This is a genomic window from Streptomyces sp. UH6 (assembly GCF_013421635.1).
Lineage (GTDB): Bacteria > Actinomycetota > Actinomycetes > Streptomycetales > Streptomycetaceae > Streptomyces > Streptomyces abyssomicinicus.
The window spans coordinates 1-6,815 of sequence record NZ_JACADT010000246.1 but is presented as its reverse complement, the minus strand read 5'-3'; the positions used below and the strand labels follow the sequence as shown (position 1 = coordinate 6,815).

Sequence of the window (6,815 nt, the reverse complement as noted above, 5' to 3'; positions counted from 1 at the left end):
GGGCCACGTTCCGCCTCGTGCTGCCCCGGCCGTGAGGGCCCGCCCGCCGCGCGGGCGGCCGGGGCGTCAGCAGGCGTCGTACCTCCACGCCCCGTCCTCGCGGGCCCAGGGCTGCCCCTTCTGGTCGAACTCCGGGAGGCCGTCGACCCGGTAGGAGACGCGTGCCCGGTCGCCGGAGACCTCGTCCACCGTCACGTCCGCGGCCTCGCGGGGGCCGTGCTCCTCGGCGACCTGCTCCACCGCGGCCGCGTACGCCTCCTCGCCCCGCTTGTCGGCGTGCTCCGCCTCGTGGACGAGCACGCTCCGGCAGCGCTGCGACATCATGCCGAGCGCCGTCGGGGCGTCGTTGCCGAAGTAGGCGGTGACGTAGGCCTCCACGGCCCGCTCCAGGGCGCGGGCCTCCCCGGCGGAGGGCTTGTTCTCCGCCGCCGACTCCGCCGCCGACCCCGTCGACGCCGCCCCGGACCCGCGGTCCGCCGCTTCGTCGTCCTGGGAGCAGCCGGCGAGGAGGGAGAGCGCCACGACCGTGAGGGCGGGCAGGGAGCGGATACGCATGTGTCCTCCGGGGCGGGGGAGCGGGCCGGGACCGGTGATGCATGGTGCCAGAAGGAGGCGCGCTCCGGTACGGTGCCGCCTGCCCCGGCGGCCCCGGAAATTCGGAGGAGACACCCGGCCGACGTGGTCTATGTTCCTCGTGTTCGAAAGGGGGGACGCAATGGCGAAGCTCAACCAGATCGTCGCTGTCGAAAAGGGCGTCAAGAGCAAGTCGTTCCAGGACATCACCGCGGCGCACCACAAGGTGCAGAAGCCCGCGCTGCTGGCGGGCATCTCGCGGTCGTACCAGCCGAAGGACGAGGAGGGCGAGCAGCTGCCGCCCGAGTCGACGCGGGTGCAGGTCAAGGCCGAGGACGTGCTGCGGGAGACCGCCGCGTCCCTGACCCGTCTGTTCGACGTGACGGCGACCAAGGACTGGGCCAACCGCACGGCCTCCGCCGACGTCACGGTGGACGGCCGCACGCTCGCCGCCGACGTGCCCGTCAGCTACCTGCTCTTCCTGGAGAAGCAGCTCACCGACCTGCACACCTTCGTCAAGAAGCTCCCCGTGCTCGACGCCGCCGAGTCCTGGTCGCTGGACCCGTCCACGGACTGGTGGAAGACCGACCCGGTCCGCACGATCCGCACCAAGAAGGTGCCGCGCAACCACGTCAAGGCCGAGGCGACCGAGAAGCACCCGGCGCAGGTCGAGGTCTACTACGAGGACGTGCCGATCGGTTACTGGACCACGGTGAAGTTCTCCGGGGCGCTGCCGGCGCGGCGGGTGAACGAGCTGCTCGAGCGGGTGGAGAAGCTCCAGCGGGCGGTCAAGTTCGCCCGCGAGGAGGCCAATTCGGCCGAGGTCACCGACCAGCGGGTCGGGGACGCGGTGTTCGGCTACCTCTTCGACTGAGGTCGCAGGGGTGGCCCCATGATCGCCCCCGCGTGCGAGCGCGGGGGTGCGTATCGGGCGCGGACCGGGTGAGGACCGGTCCGCACCGCGAGCGCAAGCTGAAACTGAACGACATCAGCCTGAGGAAGCGGCGACGGTGAAGGTTCGAATCCTTCCCCCGGCACCACGCGCCGGGGTGGCCCAATCGGCAGAGGCACGCCGCCTGAATCTCAGACTCTCGCTCGAATTTCAGCATCGCCACCTATCGCCGGTTCGACCGGGGTGGGACGAACCTCCTCGAAGTGCGAGTTCGACTCTCGCCTGCGCCTCTTCCCGGCGCGGTAGTTCAATGGAAGAACACGAGGTTCTGAGTCTGATCCCGCCTCTTGAAACGCCGTCGGCGTGCGCAACGGGTGGCATCCCCAGGGGCCCGGGAGCCGGATACCGCTCCCGGGTTCCGCCATGTGCGGACCCGGTCGGCGGCCCGTCGCCCGCCCGCGCGCCCGCCCGCGCCCGCCCGCGCGCGTCGCGGAAGGGGGTGGGCACGTTCGGCCGCGTACGGTCCTCCCATGCACCGCCGAAGACCGTCCGGGCCCCTCCGAGCAGGGGTACTACCGGGTCGAAGGAGAGACTCACGCCGGCGTGACCGCCTGACGCCCGCGGGCGCCCCCGGTGCGGCGGAAGGGCCGGACCAGCCTGCGGACCTCTTCCACCGCACCCCAGCTGTCGTCGCCGTGGGCGACCGCGGCGAGCAGTTCGCGGAGGTTGAGCAGGGGCATGCGCTCCTCCCAGCCGTCCTGGAGGCCCGCCACCTCCCGGTACACGGGGAAGAACCGCCGCGCGGCGGCCGGGCGCGGCGAGCACCGGAGCATGCTGAGGTCGACCTCCGGCCAGGTGCAGGAGACGGCGGGATCGACGAGCACCGGTGCGCCCTCGGCCGTGGCCACGACGTTCGCCGCCCACAGGTCGCCATGGGTCAGACACGCCGGCCCGTCCGGAACCAGCTCGGGCAGGGCCGCGCAGAGCCGCTCCAGGGCACGGCGGTCCTCCGCGTCGAACGCCGCCTCGACCGGCGGTTCCGGCAGCCACCGCAGGATCCGCCGCTCGGCGAAGAACCGGTGCCCGTCGGTGTCCCACGTGTTGTCCTGACGCATGCGGCCGAGCCAGCCGTCGCGGTGCCAGCCGAACCGGTCGGTGACGGTGGACAGGTGCAGGGCGGCGACGGCGCGGGCCAGCGCCTCCCAGAACGCCTCGGTGTCCACCCGCGGCCGCATCCGCTCCAGCACGAGCAGCCGGGGAGAGGCCAGCAGCACGTCCGGCGTGCGCACCCCGCCGGATCCGCGGAGTGCGGCCAGCCCGGCGGCCTCGACGGTGAACAGGTCCGGCCCCGGCCCGCGCAGGGTCTTCGCGAAGACCTCCGTGCCGTCCCGCAGGGTGGCCAGGCCTGCGACGGCCACCGCTCCGCCGGCGGCCTCCTCCACCGCCACGGCGGTGAGGCCCGCCTCGGCGAGGCGCTCGACGAGTGTCTCCTCCTGGGGCATGCGGGCATTCAACCACCGCACGGCCGGGCCGGTTCCGGCCAGGTTCCGGTTCGCCACTCTTGACCGGGGCATGCCATCGCCGCACGATGGCGCCACACCCGCGCCAGCACGTCGTACCGCGCACGTCGCACCGAGGCACCACCCCGCGTCACTCCCCAGATCCGGAACCATCCCGAACTCCCGGAGAATCGAGGAGACTTCATGCGACTCCGCCTCCACGGCCCGGTACCCCGAAGCCGCAGACGCACCGCCGCCCTCGCCGTTCTGCTCGCCCTGGCCATCGCGGCCCCCGTCTCGGCGTCCGCCGACGACACCCCGGCCGCTTCCGCCGCGACGGCCGCGGCGGACGAGGTCCGCCAGTACGAGGTCCACCTGCACTCCACCGCCGAGGACCGCACCGCCCTCCAGCGGGCCGGGGTGACCGTCGACGAGGTCCACGGCCACGGCGTCGTCGTCTCCGGCACCGCCGGCCAGGTCAAGAAGCTCCGCGCGCAGGGCTACGACATCACCCCGCTGGCCGCGGTCCCCGACCGCTCCGCCGGAGCGGACGGCGTCACCCCGCTCGACTTCCCGTCCGCCGACTCGAGGTACCACAACTACGCGGAGATGACGAGCGAGATCAACGCGATCGTCCAGGCCAACCCGCAGATCGCCTCCCAGCGCGTGATCGGCACCTCGTACCAGGGGCGCAACATCGTCGCCGTCAAGATCAGCGACAACGTCGGCACCGACGAGGCCGAACCGGAGGTGCTGTTCACCCACCACCAGCACGCCCGTGAGCACCTCACGGTGGAGATGGCGCTGTACCTGCTGCGGGAACTGACCAGCGACTACGGCACCGACTCCCGGGTCACCAGCATGGTGAACGGCCGTGAGATCTGGATCGTCCCGGACCTCAACCCGGACGGCGGCGAGTACGACATCGCCTCCGGTTCCTACCGCTCCTGGCGCAAGAACCGCCAGCCCAACGCCGGTTCCTCCTACGTCGGTACGGACCTGAACCGCAACTGGGCCCACCGCTGGGGCTGCTGCGGCGGTTCCTCCGGCTCCGCGTCCTCCGACACCTACCGGGGCACCGCGGGGGAGTCCGCCAAGGAGGTCAAGGTGGTCGCCGACTTCGTGCGCAGCCGGGTGGTGGGCGGCACGCAGCAGATCAAGGCGGGCGTGGACTTCCACACCTACAGCGAGCTGGTGCTGTGGCCGTACGGCTACACCTACTCCGACACCGCGACCGGGATGACGGCCGACGACCGCAACGCCTTCGCCGCGGTGGGGCAGAAGATGGCCGCCAGCAACGGCTACACCGCCGAGCAGTCCAGCGACCTGTACATCACGGACGGGTCGATCAACGACTACCTCTGGGGCGTGCACAGGATCTTCTCGTACACCTTCGAGATGTACCCCTCGTCCAGCTCCGGCGGCGGGTTCTACCCGCCCGACGAGGTGATCGAGCGGGAGACGTCCCGCAACCGTGACGCGGTCCTGCAGCTCCTGGAGAACGCGGACTGCATGTACCGGTCGATCGGCAAGCAGGCGCAGTACTGCGCCTGACGGAAGCCGCCGGCCCTCCCCCCGAGCGGGGGAGGGCCGGCGGGTCTCCCGGGTCTCCCGGGTCAGCGGTCCTGGGAGAGGGCGAGGAGCTCGGCGAAGGTGCCGCCGGCGTGGACGAGGTCGTCGTAGCGCCCCTGCTCGGTGATCCGGCCGTGCTCCATGACGACGATGTGGTCGGCGATCTTCGTGTTCTCCAGGCGGTGGGTCACGACGATGGTGATCCGGTCGGCGGCGACGGCCTTCACGCGCTCGAAGATCCGGTGCTCGCCGCGGGGATCCATCTGGGAGGTCGGCTCGTCCAGGATGAGCAGGGCCGGTTTGCGGTAGAGGGCCCGGGAGCAGGCGATGCGCTGCCACTGGCCGCCGGACAGCTCCGCCCCGCCGAACACGTCGCGGGCCAGGAGGGTGTCGAGCCCGGCGGGCAGGTCCTCCACGGCCTCACGCAGGCCCACCGCGTCGACGGCCTCCCAGACCGGCCCGTCGTCGTGGCTGCGGGGCTGGCCGAGGGTGATGTTCTCCCGCACACGCAGCGGCCACTGGGCGAAGATCTGCGGCACCAGCCCGGTGCGGGCCCACACGGTGGCCGGGTCGGTGCCGGCGAGGTCGGCGCCGTTCCAGGTGACCTTGCCCTTGTCGGGCAGGTAGACGCCGGTGAGCAGGCGGGTCAGGGTGGACTTGCCGGAGCCGTTGGCCCCGACGACGGCGAGGATCTGGCCGCGGCGCAGAGTCAGTGACACGCCGTCCACGGCGGGCCGGTCCTTGCCCGGGTAGCGGTAGACGGCCTCCTCCAGCCGGATCTCCTCGACCGGGTCGGTCAGGGCGTGCCCGCCGCGCCGGGGGGCACGGGCGGCCGCGTCGTCGAGGAAGGTCTGCATGTCGCCCAGGTAGAGGCTGGTGTGGAAGACGGCGGCCCCGTTGACCACCACCTGGGAGAGCGCGGCGAGCGTCGTCTGCACGGCGACGACCGCGGTGGCGGCGACGGCGAGTTCGATCCGCCCGGTGGCCGCCAGCCAGGCCAGCGTGCCCCAGGTGGCGACCAGGAAGACGCCTCCCGCCAGCGCCGAGAGCAGCGAGATCCACAGGGTGCGGGGCGCCGCCGACAGGGTCCGGCGGTCGCAGCGCTCCGACAGCGCCCGGTACCAGAAGACCAGGTAGTCGGTCATCGAGTTGGCCCGGACCTCGTCGCCGTACTTCGGCGTCGTCGCCCACCAGCGCATCATGCCCCGGACGTTGCGGTCGGCGACGTTGGCGTAGTGGATCCGGTAGTCCACCCGGGCCGTGAGCACCGCTCCGACCCCGGCGGGCAGCACGGCCAGCAGGAGCAGGGGCAGCATCACCGGGTCGAGGACCGCCAGCACGCCGCCGGCCGTCACCATCCGGATCAGCGCGGACAGGAACCGCTGCGCGTCGCCGACCATGACCTGGGTGCGCATGACCCCCATCTCGGCCGCCTCCTGGCGGTCGGAGAAGCCGTCGACGGCGTAGGCCGAGGCCTCCACCCGGCACACCCCCTCCACCAGCATGGTGTCCGTCGCGGTGGTCAGCAGGGGGGTCACCCGCCGTTCCGCGTAGACCGCCACGGCCCCGCAGACGCGTGCCAGCGCGGCGGCCAGGGCCACCACCAGCAGCGCGGGCAGCGCGTCCCGCAGCCGGTCGGTGACCTCCCCGCCGCCCAGCAGGGGCCCCATCGCGCCGGCCGTCGCGGCCAGCAGGACCGCGGCGGACACGCCCGTCACCACCTGGCAGCCGACCAGCAGCCGTACCGCCCGCCGGTCCGTCCGCAGGCACAGGGCGCCGATCCGGCCCAGGACCCGGGGGATCTGCGCGCACATGCGCCGGAACGAGACCTGGGCCAGGGGGTTGACGGAGTAGTGCCCCTGATAGGTGATCTCCGCCGGTGCGGGCGGGGGAGGCGGGGGAGGGGACGAGGGCGGGCCGGACGGCGAGGTCGGCGGGGGTACTGCTTCCTGTGCGGTCAACGCGGGCCTCCTGAACGGTGCGTCGGGTTCACGACGGTGCGGTGATGCGCCGGTGCACAGCACAACGACGCGACCGGCGAATCGAACGCGCTCGATTTCGGACGGGCCGCGACCCGTACGGCGCACGGGGTGGGGAGCGCCGTCGCAGTGCCGCCAGGGCCCTCCAGGGGCGGGCGGTGGCCGAAACGCCGGTTCCGGTGACCCCTGGGGCGCACGGGGTTCCGGGCGGGCGTGACGGACCGGGCCGGTGACCGTGGATAAGTTATATAACAGCAAGAAGCGCGGCACAGCGGGTGGCGCGGCGGACGCGACGCTGCC

5 protein-coding genes are annotated in these 6,815 nt (G+C 72.6%); 2 read left to right on the top strand and 3 right to left on the bottom strand.

Features of this window, described 5'->3' with window-relative positions; all coding sequences use genetic code 11:
- Positions 1 to 66 precede the first annotated feature (66 nt).
- Positions 67 to 555 (bottom strand): hypothetical protein, encoded by a 489-nt coding sequence (locus HW445_RS14310; RefSeq protein WP_180221404.1) that lies wholly within the window; start codon positions 553 to 555, stop codon positions 67 to 69.
- 160 nt (positions 556 to 715) lie between these two features.
- Between HW445_RS14310 and HW445_RS14305 the strand changes: the two genes are divergently transcribed.
- Complete coding sequence (locus HW445_RS14305) at positions 716 to 1,447, top strand: hypothetical protein (protein ID WP_180221403.1); 732 nt, start codon at positions 716 to 718, stop codon at positions 1,445 to 1,447.
- Positions 1,448 to 2,058: 611 nt separating this feature from the next.
- On the opposite strand, the gene HW445_RS14300 is transcribed toward HW445_RS14305, so the two are convergent.
- Positions 2,059 to 2,967 carry a fructosamine kinase family protein gene (locus tag HW445_RS14300; protein WP_180221402.1) on the bottom strand — a complete coding sequence of 303 codons (909 nt, stop codon included), beginning with the start codon at positions 2,965 to 2,967 and terminating at the stop codon, positions 2,059 to 2,061.
- A gap of 201 nt (positions 2,968 to 3,168) precedes the next feature.
- On the opposite strand from HW445_RS14300, the gene HW445_RS14295 reads away from it, so the two are divergent.
- Positions 3,169 to 4,518 carry a M14 family metallopeptidase gene (locus HW445_RS14295; RefSeq protein WP_180221401.1) on the top strand — a complete coding sequence of 450 codons (1,350 nt, stop codon included), beginning with the start codon at positions 3,169 to 3,171 and terminating at the stop codon, positions 4,516 to 4,518.
- A 62-nt stretch (positions 4,519 to 4,580) separates the two neighbouring features.
- Here the strand turns inward: HW445_RS14295 and HW445_RS14290 are convergent, their stop codons facing one another.
- The gene (locus HW445_RS14290; RefSeq protein ID WP_257231067.1) at positions 4,581 to 6,350 is read right to left on the bottom strand and encodes an ABC transporter ATP-binding protein; all 1,770 of its coding nucleotides are present in this window, start codon (positions 6,348 to 6,350) and stop codon (positions 4,581 to 4,583) included.
- Positions 6,351 to 6,815 lie beyond the last annotated feature (465 nt).